This is a genomic window from Pseudomonas donghuensis, assembly GCF_000259195.1.
Taxonomy (GTDB): Bacteria; Pseudomonadota; Gammaproteobacteria; order Pseudomonadales; family Pseudomonadaceae; genus Aquipseudomonas; species Aquipseudomonas donghuensis.
The window spans coordinates 352,666-368,548 of sequence record NZ_JH650757.1 but is presented as its reverse complement, the minus strand read 5'-3'; the positions used below and the strand labels follow the sequence as shown (position 1 = coordinate 368,548).

The following is a 15,883-nucleotide window of genomic DNA, read 5'->3' as shown; positions in this document are numbered from 1 at the left end:
GCTTCCAAGGTGAATGGAGCTACTCCTTGGCGACCTGCTTGGTCGCCGTGTCACGCTTTTGCGAGTCGGACGCGGCCAGCGCCTGGTCCTTCTTGCCGTGAATCTGTTCCTGGCTGAGGCGGAAGTTTTCCCAGAATTGCTTCGACCGCTCCGCTCCGCCTTCAGCCAGCGCCGCGCTGCTGCCCAGGGCCAATACAGCCATCAGCACATACTTGTTCAGGCTCATGTTGCTCACCTCGTGATTGAATTTCAGGACAGTTCAATCTTACGCAGGGCAAGCTAACGCCAAGGTGAGCCGCACATTACAGTGCTGCAAGATTCGCCCTACAGCAGGGTCAGCGGATACTCGACAATCAGGCGTACTTCATCGAGGTCCGATTCGAAGGCCGAGGCCCGGGTCGTGGCCTGACGCACACGCAGCGACAAGTCCTTGAGACTGCCGGACTGCACCACGTACTTCGCTTCGATATCGCGCTCCCAACGCTTCTGCCCGGTCAGCGGATTACCCTCGGCATCGCGGCGCATGTACACGCCATTGGCATCGGAGTAATCGATGCCGCTGCCACGTCCGTAACGGCTCATGAACGACAGGCCCGGTACGCCATAGGCGGCCATGTCGAGGTCATAGCGCAACATCCACGAGCGCTCTTTCGGCGAGTTGAAGTCGCTGTACTGGATCGAGTTGTCGAGGTAAATCGAGTCGGACTGGCGCAGGTAATCGAAATCGTTGTCGCCCTGGTTGCGCTGGTGCGACAGGGCCAGGGTATGGGCGCCATAGCTCACGCCGACGCGGGCACTCCAGATATCGTTGTCGAATTTGCCCAGCAGTTGCTGGCCTTCATCCTTGGCCTTGTAGTAGTTGAAACTGGTGAAACCGGTCAGCTCGTCGGTGATCGGGTACTTGTAGCTGATACCGGCGTAGTACTGATCCCAGGCGTCCTTCAAACGGCTGCTGTAGAGGCTCAGGCTGAGGTTGTCGCTGGCCTGGTAATCGCCACCGAAGTAGCCCAGCCAGGGCGAATCGACGGGGCCGGCGTAAAAGGTTACGAAGCCGTCGCGGTTGTTGCTCGACAGCGGCTGGCTCATGGCGTGCAAGCGCCCGCCCTGCACTTTCAGGCCCGCCAGGCTGGTGTTCTCCAGGGTCCAGCCGGTGAAGCTTTCCGGCAACAGGCGCGAGTCGCCGAAATGCACCACCGGCGTGGTCGGGAACACGTCACCAAACTTGAGCTCGGTGTCGAACAAGCGCGCCTTGATCGCACCGCCCAGCTTGCTGAAGTTGCTGGCGGTATCGCCATTGCGGTCCACCGGCAACATGTCGAACGAACTGCGCCCGCCGCTGCGGCCATCGCCGCTGTCGAGCTTGAGCGCGAGCATGCCGTGGGCATCCAGGCCAAAACCGACCGTGCCCTCGGTATAGCCCGACTCGAAGCGGGCGATAAAGGCCTGGGCCCAGGCTTCGGCGTAGCCCGCCTTGCCGGTGGGCGACTGTTCGCCTTTACGGTAGTCGCGGTTGAAATAGAAGTTACGGCTGAGCACCGTCAGGCTGCTGTCTTCGATAAAGCCCCCGCCCTCGGGCTGGCTGACGGCACTGGCGGTCGCACAACTGGCCAGGGCCAGGGCGCCGGTCAAACAGGCTGTGGATTTGTTCCCCATCTTCAACTCCTGATTTTTCGCAGAAATACGCAAGGCGCCCGCAATGCGGGCGCCATGGGTATCCTGACAAGGGCTGAATAACCCGAAGATGAGCGGCGAATTACAGTTTCGTCACCTCAGATACGACCTCCTCCTCGTCTTTGCGGTGAGCCCAGTAATACAGCGCGGGCAGTACCAGCAGGGTCAACGCCGTTGATGAAAGGATGCCGCCAATCACCACGGTGGCCAGCGGCCGCTGCACTTCGGCGCCGGTGCCGGTGGCCAGGGCCATGGGGATAAAGCCAAGGGAGGCCACCAACGCGGTCATCAACACCGGCCGCAAGCGCGTCAGTGCACCTTCGTCGATGGCCTGATGCAGCGAACGCCCCTGCTCGCGCAGGCCGCGGATAAAGGCAATCATCACCAGGCCGTTGAGCACCGCGACCCCGGACAAGGCAATAAACCCCACGCCTGCCGAGATCGACAGGGGGATATCCCGCAGCCACAGGGCAACCACCCCGCCAGTCAGGGCGAAAGGAATACCGGTGAACACCAGCAACCCGTCCTTGAGGTTGTTGAACATCATGAACAGCAGACCAAAGACCAGCAGCAAGGCCACCGGCACCACCACCTGCAGACGCTGCGCCGCCGACTGCAACTGCTCGAACTGCCCGCCCCAGCGGGTCCAGTAACCGGCCGGGATGCTCACCTGGCTATCGATGCGCGCCGCCGCCTCGTCGACGAACGAACCGATATCGCGGCCGCGCACGTTGGCGCTGACCACCACCAGGCGCTTGCCGTCCTCACGGCTGACCTGGTTGGGCCCCTGCACCAGCTCAAGGCTGGCGACATCGGCGAGGGTAATAAAGCCGATCTGGCCGCCGCTGCCCGTGCAGGCCGGTACCGGAACCAGCAGTTGCGACAAACCGTCGATGTCGGTCCGAAGGTTATCGGACAAGCGCACGACCATGTCGAAACGCCGATCGCCTTCATACAGGGTTCCAGCCTGGCGCCCACCCACGGCCACGGCAATGGTGTCCTGCACGTCGCCAACGTTGAGGCCATAACGCGCCGCTTTGTCCCGGTCGACGTCGATGGTCAGCACTGGCAGGCCGGAGGTCTGCTCGACCTTCACTTCCGACGCCCCCGGCACCGCCTGCAAGGTACTGGCGATCTTCGCCGCGGTGCTGTTGAGCACTGCCATGTCATCGCCGAACACCTTCACCGCGACATCACTGCGCACCCCGGAGATCAGCTCGTTGAAGCGCAACTGGATCGGCTGCGACAGCTCATAGTTGCTGCCCGGCACCCGCGCGCTGGCGCGCTGGATATCGGCGATCAGTTGCTCGCGGCTCTTGCTCGGGTCGGGCCATTGATCCTTAGGTTTGAGCATCACATAGCTGTCGGAAATGTTTGGCGGCATCGGGTCCGAGGCGATCTCGGCCGTACCGGTGCGGGCAAACACCCGTTCTACCTCCGGCACCTGGCTGAGCACGCTCTGCTCCAGGCGCTGCTGCAACTGCACCGACTGGCTCAGGCTGGTGCCGGGTACGCGCAGGGCCTGCAGGGCAAAGTCGCCCTCACTCAGGCTCGGCACGAACTCGCTGCCCATGCGGCTGGCCAGCATGCCCGAAAGCAGCACAGTCATAGCGGCGAGGGCAAAGGCCAGCGGCCGATGGCCCATGACCCATTTGAGCAGCGGCGCATAACCACGCTTGGCGCTGCGCATCAGCAGGTTTTCATCTTCCTTGACCTTGCCGGTCACAAACAACGCGATGGCCGCGGGCACGAAGGTCACCGACAGCAGCATGGCGCCGAGCAAGGCGATCACCACGGTAAACGCCATCGGGTGGAACATCTTGCCCTCGACCCCGCTCAGGGCAAAGATCGGCAGGTACACCACCATGATGATCAACTGGCCGAAAATCAGCGGCCGGCGCGCTTCGCGGGCGGCATTGAACACCTCGTGCAGGCGCTCGGAGCGGGTCAGCAGGCGGCCGTGATGTTGCTGGGCATGGGCCAGGCGGCGAATGGCGTTTTCGACGATCACCACCGCGCCATCGACGATGATGCCGAAGTCCAATGCGCCCAGGCTCATCAGGTTGGCACTGACCTTGTTGCTGAACATGCCGGTGAAGGTGAACAGCATCGACAGCGGAATGACCATGGCGGTGATCAGCGCCGCGCGGATGTTGCCAAGGAACAGGAACAGAATGACGATGACCAGGATCGCCCCTTCGATCAGGTTCTTCTTCACCGTGGCAATGGCCTTGTCGACCAGGTTGGTGCGGTCGTAAACAGTGACCGCACTCACCCCTTCAGGCAGCGAGCGGTTGATCTCCACCAGCTTTTGCGCCACCGCCCGGGATACCGTGCGGCTGTTCTCGCCGATCAGCATGAACACCGTGCCGAGCACCACTTCGCGGCCGTTCTCGGTCGCCGCGCCGCTGCGCAGTTCACGGCCGATACCGACCTCGGCGACGTTGCGCACGCGGATCGGCGTGCCGTCGACGTTGGCCAGGACGATATTGGCAATGTCATCGATGCCGGCCAGTTGCCCCGGGGCGCGAATCAGCAACTGCTCGCCACGGCGCTCGATGTAACCGGCACCGACGTTGGCGTTGTTGCGCTCAAGGGCGGTGAGCAGATCGCTCAGGGTCAGCTTGTAGGACGCCAGCCGTTTGGGGTCCGGGGCAATCTGGTATTCCTTGGCGAAACCACCGATGGTGTTGATCTCCGCCACCCCGCGCACATTGCGCAGTTGCGGCTTGATGATCCAGTCCTGGATCTCGCGCAGGTCGGTCGGCGTGTAGGGGCTGCCATCGGCCTTGCGCGCATCGTCGGCGGCTTCGACCGTCCACAGGAAGATCTCGCCAAGGCCGGTGGAGATTGGCCCCATGGCCGCTTCAACGCCTTCAGGCAGTTGCTCGCGAGCCTGCTGCAGGCGCTCGTTGACCAGTTGCCGGGCGAAGAACAGGTCGGTGCCCTCCTCGAAGATCACCGTCACCTGCGACAGCCCCGAACGCGACAGCGAACGGGTCTGTTCCAGCCCCGGCAGGCCGGCCATCGCGGTTTCGATGGCGAAGGTGATGCGTTGCTCGGTTTCCAGCGGCGAAAAGCCCGCGGCCTGGGTGTTGATCTGCACCTGGACGTTGGTGATGTCCGGCACGGCATCGATCGGCAGCTTCTGGTAGCTGGCAACCCCCAGCCCGGCCATCAGCAGCACCGCCAGCAGCACCATCAGGCGCTGCTCGATGGCAAATTGTATGAGGCGTTCGAACATGTGAGGTTCCCGGTCAGTGGGCGTGTTCGGCGCTGGCCTTGCCCAGCTCCGACTTGAGGATGAAGCTGCCCTGCGCCGCGACCTGCTGGCCGGCTTGCAGGCCTTTGCGGATCTCGACAAAACCGTTGGCGCTGGCCCCCGGCTCCACCGTTTGGGCGATGAAGCCCGCGGCGCTGCGCACGAACACCGTGGGCTTTTCTTCCAGGGTCTGCAGGGCCTGGTCCGGTACGCTCAGGGCGGCGGTGTACTGCTCTGTGGGCACCTGCACGGCAACGAACAGGCCCGGGCGCCAAGCGCCTCGTGGGTTGTCGAGGGTGACGCGCACGGTGGCGGTACGGGTCTGCTCGCCGAGCAGGCTGCCCACGTGGGTAACCGTGCCGCTGACCTGCTCGCCCAGCTCACTGGCGACAAGGGTCACCGGCATGCCGGCGCGCACCTTGGGCAGGTCACGGGGGGCCACGCCGAAGCTCGCCCAGACCCGCGACAGGTCCGAGAGGGTGAAGGCCGCGCTGGTTTCGTTGACCACCTCGCCCGGCACCAGGTGCTTCTCGACGATCTGCCCGGCAAAGGGTGCACGCAACTCATAGCGGTTGCCGCCAGCCAGGACCACGCTGCCGCTCAGGGCGCTGATCTTCTGCCGGGCGTTGGCCTGGGCAATTTCCGCCTCCTGCAGGGCCTGGCGGGCCTGCTGGTAATCCTGCTCGGCGGAGATGCCCTCCTGCCACAGGTCCTTCTCGCGCTGGTAGCTGCTGCGCGCCAATTCCAGGCGACGCTGGCTGGCCGCCAGTTCACTGCGCTGCTCGGAGATCTGCGGGCTGGCGATCACTGCCAGCAGGTCACCGGCTTTGACCTGCTGGCCAAGCACCACAGCGACGGACTCGACCACCCCGGCAGCGCGCGGCACCAGGTGCGCGGTGCGGTCTTCGTCGAAACGGATCTCGCCCGGCAGCGACAGGCTGCGTTGCAACTGGCGCGGGCCGACGGCAGCCAGCTCGATGCCGGCCAGGTCGATCTGCTCCTGACTGAGGGTCAGCGCGCCCTCTTCCTCATGACCGTCTTCAGTTTTTTCCGACTCGCCATGTTGTTCTTCCTCGTGATCGCCTTCGGTATGGGCGTGAGCGGATGCGGGGGCGGCGGCAACCGGGCCGCCCTGGCGCGCCAGCAGCACACCCAGGCCCAGGCCGAGCAGCAGGGCCGCGACCAGCAGCGTGGTGGACTTCTTGTTCATGCAGGTTCCTCAGCAAATAGTCAGGTGAAGGTCGCGTTCAACGAGTGGCGAGGCTCAGGTCGCCAAAGATCCGCTCCAGGCGAACCCGCGCCTCGCTGCTCTGGGCCTGGGCCTGCAGGTATTGCAGGCGTGCCGCCACCAGGGTGCGCTGAGCATCGAGGACATCGAGAAAAGCAAACTTGCCGCGCTCGAAGCCACGGGTGGCGGCATCCAGCGCCTGCTGCGCCGAGGGCAGGATCGAGCGTTCGAAGGTCTGCACTTCCTGGGCCGCCGTGCTCCACTGGGTCAGGGCCTGGACCACTTCGCTGCGCAGGCGCAGTTCGGCGCCATTGCGCTGATCGCGGGCCTGGTCGGCGCGCCGGGCGGCGGCGAGGACGTTGCCCTGGTTGCGGTCGAACAAGGGGATCGGGACCGAAAGGCCGACCACATTGATGCGCTCACGGTCGGTTTCGCTGTACTGGCTGCCAACGCTGACGGTCAGGTCGGGGATGCGCTGGCTGCGGGCCAGACCCAGGGCCGCTTCGCGCTGGTCGATCTGCAGACGGGCCAGACGCAGATCGGCGGTCTGCTCCAGGCGATCGAGCAACAGTGTGCGACTTGGAAGAGAGCTGTCAGCGCCCAGGCCGCCGTCGACCCGGCTGAACGGGGCCATTGGCGCGCCGGTCAGCGCTGCCAGTTGCTGGTAGGCAATGGTCAACCTCTGTTCAGCCCGGCCCTGCTCCAGGCGCACCTCGGACAACTGCACCTGGGCACGGGTTGCCTCGACCGGCGAGGCGCTGCCGGCCTTGACCCGGCCTTGCACCACCTGCAGTGCGCGCTCGCTCAAGCGCAGTGACTGCTCGGCCAGTTGCAAACCTTCCTGGGCCTGGGCAGCGGCCTGGAAGGCGCCAATGACATCGGCACGCAGCGCGTTGCCCTGGCGCTCCAGTTCCAGCGCTGCAAGCTGCGCATCGCGGTCGGCAACGTCCAGGCGCGCACCGCGTTTGCCGCCCAGCTCGAACAGCTGGCTGACACCGACGGTGGTGGTTTGCGAACCCTTGCGGGTATCTTCCACCTCCCAACTCAGCGCCGGGTTTGGCAACACGCCGGCCTGGCGCCGTTCGCCTGCGGCAATGTCGATGCCCCAGCGCGCCGCGGCAAGCTCGGGGTTGTTGTCGCGGGCCGCCTGCAGGGCCGACTCCAGGGTCAGTACGCGCGCTTGCGCCAGGGCCAGCGACGGCAAGGCCAGCAACAGCAGGGCCAGCACTATTCGGCCTGGGCCTGTGCCTGGCCTGTCGAGGGTGCAAAACATGGCGGACTCCTGCGCCTTGATCGGAGCCCGCACTCTAGTAATCGGGGTTTATCGCCAGGATGACTCAAGTATTACAAATCTGTAATCCAGGTAAACCGTGCGCCCGGATGGCTTAGTATCCGCCGCTCGATGCACTTCACCGCTTGACCTTGCAGTAACTATAGGGTTGAGAATCAGCGTCTTTCACTACCAACGAGTCACCCCATGCGTCTACTGATTGTCGAGGACGAACTGCGCACTGCCGAATACCTGCAACAGGGCCTGCGCGAGAACGGTTACATCGTCGATTGCGCCCACACCGGTGCCGACGGCCTGCACCTGGCTCGCCAGCAGGCTTATGACCTGGTCATTCTCGACGTCAACCTGCCCGAGCTCGATGGTTGGACCGTACTGCAGCGCCTGCGTGCAGAATCCAGTACGCGGATCATGATGCTCACGGCCCACGGCCGGCTGGCCGACCGGGTCAAGGGCCTGGACCTGGGTGCCGACGACTACCTGCTCAAACCTTTCGAATTCCCCGAGCTGCTGGCGCGCATCCGCAGCCTGCTGCGGCGCAACGACCAGGCACTGCAACCGAATACGCTCAAGGTCGCCGACCTCGAGCTGGACCCTAGCCGCCATCGCGCCTACCGCAACGGCCAGCGCATCGACCTGACCGCCAAGGAGTTCGCCCTGCTGCACCTGCTGATGCGCCAGAGCGGTGAGGTGCTGTCGCGCACGCAGATCATTTCGCTGGTCTGGGACATGAACTTCGACTGCGACACCAACGTGGTGGAAGTGTCGATCCGCCGCCTGCGGGCGAAAATCGACGACCCGTTCGACGACAAGCTGATCCACACCCTGCGCGGCGTCGGTTATGTGCTTGAGGCTCGCGAATGAAACCTGCGCGCCTGTCGCTGCGCCTGGGCCTGAGCGTCAGCCTGATGGGCGCGGCACTGGTGCTGCTGCTCGCTTGCCTGGCGGTATTTGCCCTCGACCACGAGCTGGACAGCCGGGCACGCAAGCACCTGGCCAACAAGATGGTGCAGATCGAGCATAGCCTGACGATTGACCTGAAAGCCGCCGACCTGCGCACACCGGTGCATCCGCTGCTGGATGTGATCATGGGCCACGACAACCTGAGCCTGAGCGTGATTGCCCTGACCGGCCGCCATTCGGCCTTGCTGACCCTGGGCCCGGCCCTGGAAGCCAGCGCCTTGCTGCAGATTGAGAGCGGCCCGCAGCTAAGCTTCAGCCCGTGGCGCGATCAGGATGGCGACCATCTGCTGACCGCTTCGCGGCTGATGCGCCTGCAGGACGGCACCCTGGTGCGGGTGCTGCTGACGGTCAACCGTGCCGACGACCATGCCCTGCTCCAGGCCTATCTGGGCTCGACCCTCTGGGCCTTGCCGCTGCTGCTGTTGCTGATTGGCCTGGGCGCCTGGAAGCTGGTCCAGCGCGGTCTGCTGCCATTGCGCCGCTTTCGCCGGGTTGCCGAACAGGTCTCGGCGCAAACCCTCAGCCACCGCCTGCCGGAAGCCGGCCTGCCGCAAGAGCTGGGTGACCTGGCGGGCGGAATCAACATCATGCTCGACCGCCTGGACGACGGCGTGCAGCGGCTGTCGCAATTTTCCGACGACCTTGCCCATGAACTGCGCACCCCCATCGGCAACCTGATGGGCAAGGCCCAGGTCACCCTGACCCGCGAGCGCTCCAACGACGAGTACCGCGAAGCGCTGGAGAACAGCATCGAGGAACTGACCCGGCTGAACCGCATCATCAACGACATGCTGTTCCTCGCCCAGGTCAGCCAGCCGCAGGCGCAGGTGCCGCTCAAACCGGTGGTGCTGGCCGACGAGGTGCAGCGGGTGTGCGAACTGTTCGAATGCAATGCCGAGCAAAAGGGCATTACCTTGCATGTGCAGGGCTGGGGCACGGTGATGGGTGAGCGGTTGATGGTGCAGCGGGCGCTGTCCAACTTGCTCAGCAATGCGATCCGTCATGGCGATGAGGGGCAGCCGATCAACATTGGCATAGAACGCCGGGACGGTTCGGTGTGGGTGTCGGTGGTTAATCACGGGCCGGGCATTGCCCAGGCGCATTTGCAGCATCTGTTCGAACGCTTTTACCGCGTGGGTTCGGGGCGCTCACGCCTGGAAGGCGGGACGGGGCTGGGGCTGGCGATCGTGCGCTCGATCATGCAGGTGCATGGCGGACGGGTTGAGGTGCACAGCGAACTGCAGGGGGTGACGCGGTTCAGCCTGGTGTTTGCCGATACTACCGAATAAATGGACCTACACCCAATCGTGTGGGAGCTGGCTTGCCAGCGATGAGGCCAGTACAGGCAGCACATCCACTGCCTATTAGGCGACCGCTACGCGCTCGATCGCTGGCAAGCCAGCTCCCACAGGATGGGCGTCGAATCTGTTAGTGCCGACTGGCCGCCAGGATCAACGCCTTCATCTCTGCCACCGCCGACTTGAAGCCGACGAACAGTGCATGAGCCACCAGCGCATGGCCGATGTTCAGTTCATTGATACCCTTGATCGCCGCCACTGCCTCAACGTTGTGGTAATGCAAGCCATGACCGGCATTGACGATCAGCCCCTGGCCCAGGCCAAAGGCTACGCCATCGGCCACGCGCTTGAGCTCTTCGGCCACTTCGCCGGGGGTTTGCGCATCGGCATAACGGCCGGTGTGCAGCTCGATGGCCGGCGCACCGACACGGCGCGAGGCTTCGATCTGACGCTCGTCGGCATCGATGAACAAGGACACTTCCGAGCCCAGGCGCGACAGGCGCTCGACTGCGGCCTTGATCCGCGCCTCCTGGCCAGCGACATCCAGGCCGCCTTCGGTGGTCAGCTCCTGACGGGTTTCCGGTACCAGGCAGATATGCGCCGGGCGAATGCGTTCGGCGAACGCCATCATTTCTTCGGTGACGCCCATTTCGAAGTTCATGCGCGTCTGCAGCACGTCCTTGAGCAGCAGCACGTCGCGCTCCTGGATGTGCCGGCGGTCTTCGCGCAGGTGCACGGTAATGCCATCGGCACCGGCCTCTTCGGCGTCCAGCGCGGCTTTCACCGGGTCCGGGTAGCGGGTGCCACGCGCCTGGCGCAGGGTCGCCACGTGGTCGATGTTCACGCCGAGCAGCATGCGGTTGCTTTGAGTCACGAAGAGGCTCTCCTGAAGATTGAGCCCCACAGCATACGACGTTGTTCAGCGCTTGCGAAACAGTTCGCGACTGACCAGCGGCCGACCGCCCAGATGCACGGCCAGGGCCTGGCGCATCAGGCGCTTGGCCGCGCTCAGGGCGCCAGGAATTTCCCAGTCGGCATCGGCCATGGCCAACAGCTCGGCACCGTTGAACAGCCCCGGCTGCAACAGGTAGACCCGCTCAAGCCCGGCATCGACCTGCAAGCGGTACAGGCCATCGACCACCAGCGGATCACCGTTGATGTCCTGATCGAGCGCAAAGGCATAGCCCAGCTCGTCCAGCAGGCGCCATTCGAACGCCCTTAGCAGTGGCTCCAACGGCCGTCCCGCCGCCAGGGCCTGCAAGGTCGCCGCATAGTGCTCGAACACCACCGGATGCGGGTCTTCAGCCGGCAGCAGGCGAATCAGCAGCTCGTTGAGGTACAACCCGCTGAACAGCGCATCGCCATGCAGCCAGGCGGCCACGCCGACGCTGTCCAGACGGCCGACGTTTTTCAGCTCGCCGCGGCCGCGAAACTCGACTTCCAGGGGGACGAAGGGGCGCACCTGGCTGCCGGCCTTGCCACGGGCACGGCGCATGACGGCGCGCAGGCGCCCTTGCGGGGTGAGGAAATCCACCAGCGCACTGGTTTCACGGTAGGCCCGGCTGTGCAGCACATAGGCCGGTTGGCCAACTGGCAGTTCCATGAGCGGCGCTTCAGAAGAGGTTCGACCCGGCAGCGAACGCTACCGGGCCTGGAGCAATCAGAGGTCGCCGTAGCCCAGCGAACGCAGGGCGCGTTCGTCGTCGGACCAGCCACCCTTGACCTTGACCCAGAGGTTGAGCATGACCTTGGCGTCGAACAGCACTTCCATGTCCTTGCGCGCCTCGGAGCCGATGCGTTTGATCCGCTCGCCCTTGTCGCCAATGATGATCTTCTTCTGGCCGTCACGCTCGACCAGGATCAGCGCATGGATGTGCAGGATCTTGCCCTGCTGCTTGAACTCTTCGATTTCCACGGTGATCTGGTATGGCAGCTCCGCGCCGAGCTGACGCATGATCTTCTCGCGCACCAGTTCGGCGGCCAGGAAGCGGCTGCTGCGGTCGGTGATCTGGTCTTCCGGGAAGAAGTGATCGTTTTCCGGCAGGTGCTTGGCGATCAGCCCTTCAAGGGCGTCGAGGTTGTGCCCCTGCTGGGCCGAAATCGGCACGATTTCAGCGTTTGGCAGTTGTTCCTGCAGCCACTGCAGGTGCGGGATCAGGTCGGCTTTCTCTTCGATCCGGTCGGTCTTGTTGATCGCCAGGATCACCGGCCCCTGCACGTACTGCACACGCTCGAGCACCAGTTGGTCTTCGTCGGTCCACTTGGTGCGGTCAACGACGAAGATCACCACGTCGACGTCCTTGAGGGCGGCCGAGGCGGTCTTGTTCATGTAGCGGTTGAGCGCCTTTTCGTTGCTCTTGTGCATGCCCGGGGTATCGACGTAGATCGCCTGGACATCACCTTCGGTCTTGATCCCTAGCATGTTGTGGCGAGTGGTCTGCGGCTTGCGCGAGGTGATCGCGAGCTTTTGCCCGAGGATGTGGTTGAGCAGGGTCGACTTGCCCACGTTCGGGCGGCCGACAATGGCGACATAGCCGCAGCGGGTAGTGTTGGTATCAGTCATTGCCATTCTCCACGCCCAGGGCGATCAGTGCTGCGGCGGCCGCGACTTGCTCGGCGATACGCCGGCTGACGCCTTGCCCTCGGCTTTTTTCAGTCAAAAGGGTCACTTCGCATTCGACGAAAAACGTCCGGCAATGGGGTTCACCTTGAATATCCACCACTTCGTAGCGCGGCAGTTCGCAGGCCCGCGACTGCAAGAATTCCTGCAGACGGGTTTTCGGGTCCTTGTTGGTATCGACCAGGGTCAGGCTTTCGAATTCGCCTGCCAGCCATGCCAGCACCCGCTCGCGGGCGGTTTGCATGTCCGAGTCCAGGTAGATGGCGCCAATCAGCGCCTCCAGGGCATCGGCAAGGATCGACTCGCGGCGGAAACCGCCGCTTTTCAGCTCGCCCGAGCCCAGGCGCAGGTATTCGCCCAAGTCAAAGCCACGGGCCAGTACCGCCAGGGTCTCGCCCTTGACCAGACGCGCCCGCAAGCGCGACAGCTGGCCTTCGCGGGCCTGGGGGAAACGCTCGAACAGCGCTTCACCGGCGACGAAGTTGAGGATCGCATCGCCGAGAAACTCGAGGCGTTCGTTGTTACGCCCGGCAAAACTGCGGTGCGTCAGGGCCAGCAGCATCAGCTCCTGGTTCTTGAAGGTATAACCGAGCTGGCGCTCGAGGCGGCTCAAGGAAACGCTCACAGTGTACCCACGCGCAGTTCGTGGTCGAAATTCAGCCCGCGCGCCAGGGCACCAGGCTCACACTTTACAGCTCGGTACGCCGCCATCGGGGCTACCGTCGGATTTAACGCGTTGTTCAAATCAACATCCTGAAAGACTGTTTGGCTCATGCTCGCTGGCCGCGATGCTCGGTGGAATCGCGAGATCCCTGAACACAGCCTATGCCAGAAACGCATTCGGCGCTGTCCCAGGACAGCGCCGTTGTGGTGTTACTTGATCAACCCGACCCGCGACAGGTTCGGGAAGTGGCTCAGTTTAGGCTCTGGCCAGCTCATCCAGACCGCAAAGGCCTTGCCGACGATGTTCTTGTCCGGAACCATGCCGTGCAGTGCCTTGGGAATGCTCGGGTCATCCCAGTAACGGCTGTCGTTGGAGTTGTCGCGGTTGTCGCCCATCATGAAGTAATGGCCGGCCGGGACTGTCCATTGCTGGTCAGGCGGCATGCGATAGCGGCTCATTTCCTTGCGGATCAGGTGCTCGGCTTCGCCCAGTTTTTCCTTGTACAGCTCGGCGCTGCCCAGGGTCCCAGGCTCAGTGCCGACCAGTTGCTCGGCAATCGCCTGACCGTTGACGGTCAGCTTCTTGTCGCTGGTGTAGCGAATCTGGTCGCCCGGCAGGCCAACCACCCGCTTGATGTAATTGACGTTCGGATCGCTCGGGTAGCGGAACACCATGACATCGCCGCGCTGCGGGTCACCCACCTCGATGACCTTCTTGTCGATCACCGGCAGGCGAATCCCGTAGGAGAACTTGTTCACCAGGATGAAATCGCCCACTTCCAGGGTCGGCTTCATCGACCCCGAAGGGATCTGGAACGGTTCGATCAGGAACGAACGCAGCACCAGGACAATGAACAGCACCGGGAAGAACGATTTACCGTACTCGACCAGCAACGGTTCCTTGTTCAGACGCTCGACCACTGCCATTTCAGGCTGGCTGACGCTGCCCTGATAGTTGGCGATTGCCGAACGCCGGCGCGGGGCCAGGAACAGCAGATCGACCAGGGCCAACAGACCGCAGACGGCAACGGCGATGACAAGCAACAGCGGGAAATTTAGCGACATAGGACCTAACTATCCAACCTGAGCACGGCGAGGAAGGCTTCTTGTGGGATTTCCACGTTGCCGACCTGTTTCATGCGTTTCTTACCGGCCTTCTGCTTCTCCAACAGCTTGCGCTTACGGCTAACGTCGCCACCGTAGCATTTGGCCAGTACGTTCTTTCTGAGCGCCTTGACAGTGGTACGCGCAACAATCTGCCCGCCAATGGCGGCCTGGATTGCCACATCGAACATCTGCCGAGGAATCAGTTCCTTCATCTTCTCGGTTAATGCGCGGCCCTTGTAGTGCGCATTGTCGCGGTGCACGATCAGCGCCAGGGCGTCGACCTTGTCACCGTTGATCAGTACGTCAAGCTTGACCAGGTTAGCCGACTGGTAGCGGTCGAAATGGTAGTCCAGCGAAGCATAACCGCGGCTGGTGGACTTCAGACGGTCGAAGAAGTCCAGTACCACTTCGTTCATCGGCAGATCGTAGCGTACTTGCACCTGCGAACCGAGGAACTGCATGTCGCGCTGCACACCACGCTTCTCGATGCACAGGGTAATGACGTTACCCAGGTGCTCCTGCGGCACCAGGATGGTGGCCGAAACGATCGGCTCACGGAAGTCTTCGACCGAGGACACATCCGGCAGTTTCGACGGGTTGTCGACGTAGATGGTTTCGCCGGTCTTGAGCTTGACCTCGAAGATTACGCTTGGCGCGGTGGTGATCAGGTCCAGGTCGTATTCGCGCTCCAGGCGCTCCTGGATGATCTCCATGTGCAGCATGCCGAGGAAGCCGCAACGGAAGCCGAAGCCCAGGGCATCGGAGCTTTCCGGCAGGTACTGCAGCGACGAGTCGTTCAGGGTCAGTTTCTGCAATGCATCACGAAAATCTTCGAAATCATCGGAACTGACGGGAAACAGGCCGGCATAGACTTGCGGTTGAATACGTTTGAAACCGGGCAGCACCTCGACCTCGGGGGTCGTGCTCAGGGTCAGGGTGTCACCCACCGGCGCACCGTGAATGTCCTTGATGCTGGCGATGATGAAGCCTACTTCACCGGCTTTGAGGTCGGCGGTCTGGGTGTGCTTGGGGGTGAACACACCGACGCTGTCGACCAGGTGGATCTTGCCGGTGGACTTGACCAGGATCTTGTCGCCCTTCTTCACCCGGCCGTGACGGACGCGCACTAGGGAGACGACGCCCAGGTAGTTGTCGAACCAGGAGTCGATGATCAGCGCCTGCAGCGGCGCCTCGATGTCACCGGTAGGGGCTGGAATGGTGTGCACCAGGCGCTCGAGCACCTCGTCCACGCCCATGCCGCTCTTGGCGCTGCAGGCCACGGCGTCGGTGGCGTCAATGCCGATGATCTTCTCGATCTCGTCCTTGACCTTGTCCGGGTCGGCCTGGGGCAGGTCCATCTTGTTCAGCACCGGCATGACCTCAAGGCCCTGCTCGATGGCGGTATAGCAGTTGGCGACCGACTGGGCTTCTACGCCCTGGCCGGCATCGACCACCAGCAAGGCACCTTCACAGGCTGCCAGCGAGCGGCTGACTTCGTAGGTGAAGTCAACGTGGCCGGGGGTGTCGATGAAGTTCAGCTGGTAGGTTTTGCCGTCCTGCGCCTTGTAGTGCAGGGTGACGCTGTGGGCTTTGATGGTGATACCGCGCTCACGCTCCAGGTCCATGGAATCGAGTACCTGGGCTTCCATCTCACGCGCAGTCAGGCCACCGCACATCTGAATGAAGCGGTCGGCCAGGGTCGACTTGCCATGGTCAATGTGGGCGATGATGGAGAAATTGCGGATATGACTCAAATCACTCACGGATCAACACTCAAAAAGGC

The 15,883-nt window shown here is 63.2% G+C and carries 13 protein-coding genes; 2 read left to right on the top strand and 11 right to left on the bottom strand.

The genetic code is table 11. From position 1 onward, the window contains the following. Positions 1-19 precede the first annotated feature (19 nt). From UW3_RS0103980 to UW3_RS0103960, 5 genes are all read right to left on the bottom strand, one after another. Positions 20-226 carry a hypothetical protein gene (locus tag UW3_RS0103980; RefSeq protein WP_010220987.1) on the bottom strand — a complete coding sequence of 69 codons (207 nt, stop codon included), beginning with the start codon at positions 224-226 and terminating at the stop codon, positions 20-22. A 98-nt stretch (positions 227-324) separates the two neighbouring features. Then, positions 325-1,653, bottom strand: a complete 1,329-nt coding sequence (locus UW3_RS0103975) for an OprD family porin (RefSeq protein ID WP_010220986.1) — start codon at positions 1,651-1,653, stop codon at positions 325-327. Between the two features lie 100 nt (positions 1,654-1,753). Then, positions 1,754-4,915, bottom strand: coding sequence for a CusA/CzcA family heavy metal efflux RND transporter (locus UW3_RS0103970; RefSeq protein WP_010220985.1), 3,162 nt, complete (start codon positions 4,913-4,915; stop codon positions 1,754-1,756). A gap of 13 nt (positions 4,916-4,928) precedes the next feature. Further along, positions 4,929-6,143, bottom strand: coding sequence for an efflux RND transporter periplasmic adaptor subunit (locus UW3_RS0103965; RefSeq protein WP_010220984.1), 1,215 nt, complete (start codon positions 6,141-6,143; stop codon positions 4,929-4,931). A gap of 37 nt (positions 6,144-6,180) precedes the next feature. Further along, a complete protein-coding gene (locus UW3_RS0103960; RefSeq protein ID WP_050989986.1) occupies positions 6,181-7,434 on the bottom strand; it encodes a TolC family protein in 1,254 nt (417 codons plus the stop codon). 204 nt (positions 7,435-7,638) lie between these two features. On the opposite strand from UW3_RS0103960, the gene UW3_RS0103955 reads away from it, so the two are divergent. Together UW3_RS0103955 and UW3_RS0103950 are read left to right on the top strand one after the other, a co-directional pair. After that, positions 7,639-8,313, top strand: coding sequence for a heavy metal response regulator transcription factor (locus UW3_RS0103955; RefSeq protein WP_010220982.1), 675 nt, complete (start codon positions 7,639-7,641; stop codon positions 8,311-8,313). Next, entirely contained in the window at positions 8,310-9,701 is a 1,392-nt protein-coding gene (locus UW3_RS0103950; RefSeq protein ID WP_010220981.1) for a heavy metal sensor histidine kinase, read from the top strand. The genes UW3_RS0103955 and UW3_RS0103950 overlap by 4 nt, the downstream gene beginning before the upstream one ends. 139 nt (positions 9,702-9,840) lie before the next feature. On the opposite strand, the gene pdxJ is transcribed toward UW3_RS0103950, so the two are convergent. The 6 genes from pdxJ to lepA all read right to left on the bottom strand — a co-directional run bounded on the left by pdxJ (position 9,841) and on the right by lepA (position 15,863). After that, positions 9,841-10,566 (bottom strand): pyridoxine 5'-phosphate synthase, encoded by a 726-nt coding sequence (gene pdxJ, locus UW3_RS0103945; RefSeq protein WP_249684443.1) that lies wholly within the window; start codon positions 10,564-10,566, stop codon positions 9,841-9,843. Positions 10,567-10,629: 63 nt separating this feature from the next. After that, complete coding sequence (gene recO, locus UW3_RS0103940; protein WP_010220979.1) at positions 10,630-11,313, bottom strand: DNA repair protein RecO; 684 nt, start codon at positions 11,311-11,313, stop codon at positions 10,630-10,632. Positions 11,314-11,370: 57 nt separating this feature from the next. Further along, the gene (gene era / locus UW3_RS0103935) at positions 11,371-12,273 is read right to left on the bottom strand and encodes a GTPase Era (RefSeq protein WP_010220978.1); all 903 of its coding nucleotides are present in this window, start codon (positions 12,271-12,273) and stop codon (positions 11,371-11,373) included. Next, a complete protein-coding gene (gene rnc, locus UW3_RS0103930; protein WP_010220977.1) occupies positions 12,266-12,955 on the bottom strand; it encodes a ribonuclease III in 690 nt (229 codons plus the stop codon). Before rnc ends, era begins: the two co-directional genes overlap by 8 nt. A gap of 248 nt (positions 12,956-13,203) precedes the next feature. Further along, positions 13,204-14,058 carry a signal peptidase I gene (lepB, locus tag UW3_RS0103925; RefSeq protein ID WP_010220976.1) on the bottom strand — a complete coding sequence of 285 codons (855 nt, stop codon included), beginning with the start codon at positions 14,056-14,058 and terminating at the stop codon, positions 13,204-13,206. Between the two features lie 5 nt (positions 14,059-14,063). Further along, the gene (gene lepA / locus UW3_RS0103920) at positions 14,064-15,863 is read right to left on the bottom strand and encodes a translation elongation factor 4 (protein ID WP_026001187.1); all 1,800 of its coding nucleotides are present in this window, start codon (positions 15,861-15,863) and stop codon (positions 14,064-14,066) included. Positions 15,864-15,883 lie beyond the last annotated feature (20 nt).